The 1,375-nt window shown below is 75.4% G+C and carries 1 protein-coding gene; it reads left to right on the top strand.

Going from position 1 to position 1,375, the window contains the following annotated elements; translation table 11 throughout:
* A partial coding sequence (locus B7767_RS41635; protein ID WP_107486639.1) for an alpha/beta hydrolase occupies positions 1-1,375 on the top strand: 1,375 nt, incomplete at both ends.

Here is a 1,375-nt window from a genome sequence, read left to right on the forward strand (position 1 = left end):
GACCCGCCGACGCCGAGCCGCGCGGCACCGCGACGGCCGCCGCGCGGGCCGCGGCCGAGGGCATCGACTTCGGCGCGTGCCCCGCCGAGCAGGAGCTCCCCGGCACCGTCCAGTGCGGCACGGTCCGCGTCCCGCTCGACTACGCCCGCCCGGACGGGAAGCAGATCGAACTCACCGTCAGCCGCGCCCGGGCCACCGGGAAGGACCCCGAGGGCGGCAAGCGCAAGGTGCCCCGGCAGGGCTCCCTGGTCCACAACCCGGGCGGACCGGGCGCCACCGGCATGTACTTCCCGATGATGGGCGCGCTGCCCGGGTGGAAGCGCCTCGCGGCGGCGTACGACCTCGTCGGCTACGCCCCGCGCGGGGTGGGCCGTTCGGCCCCGCTGTCCTGCACGGACCCGGGGACGTTCTTCAAGGGCCCCTCGAAGGCGCCCGTCCACCCCACGGCGGCGGACAAGCGGGAGCGCGTCGCGCGGGCCAAGGCGTACGCGCGGGGCTGCGCCGAGCGGAACGGCGGCTCCCTGCGGTACTACAACTCGCTCAACAACGCCCGTGACCTGGACGTCCTGCGCGCCGCGCTCGGCGAGCGGCGGCTGACGTTCCTGGGCTCGTCGTACGGCACGTACCTCGGGGCGCTGTACGCCACCCTGTTCCCCTCGCACGTACGGCGGATGGTGTTCGACTCGGCGGTGAACCCGGACCCGGAGCGGATCTGGTACCGCAACAACCTCGACCAGTCGGCGGCGTTCGAGGACCGCTGGGCGGACTTCAAGGCCTGGGCCGCCCGGCACGACGACGTGTACGGGCTGGGGGACACGGCGCGCGAGGTGCAGGACGGTTACGACAGGGCCCGCGCGCGGCTGGCGGAGGAACCGGCGGGCGGGAAGGTCGGGCCCGAGCAGTTGCAGGCGGCGTTCCTGCAGACCGGCTACTACGACGACCACTGGCCGCATCGCGCGCGGGCGCTGTCGGCGTATCTGAAGGGCGATCCCGCGCCGCTGGTCGAGCAGGCCCAGGAGTATCCGGAGACGGCGGCGGAGGCGGAGAACGCGCGGGCGGTGTATCTCGCCGTGGAGTGCAACGACGCGCCCTGGCCCACGGACTGGGCGGTGTGGGACCGGGACAACACCCGGCTCGCCCGCCGGGCGCCCTTCGAGACCTGGGGCAACGTGTGGACCAACCTGCCGTGCGCCTACTGGCGGGCGCCCCGGCAGCGGCCGCTGGACGTGCGCGCGGGGAGCGGTGCGCTGCCGCCGACGCTGGTCCTGGCGGCGGAGCGGGACGCGGCCACCCCGTACGACGGGGCCCTGGAGCTGCACCGGCGGCTGGCGGGGTCGGCGCTGGTGACCGAGCGGGACGCCGGCAGTCACGGCCT

It is taken from the genome of Streptomyces sp. 13-12-16, assembly GCF_002114215.1.
GTDB lineage: Bacteria > Actinomycetota > Actinomycetes > Streptomycetales > Streptomycetaceae > Streptomyces.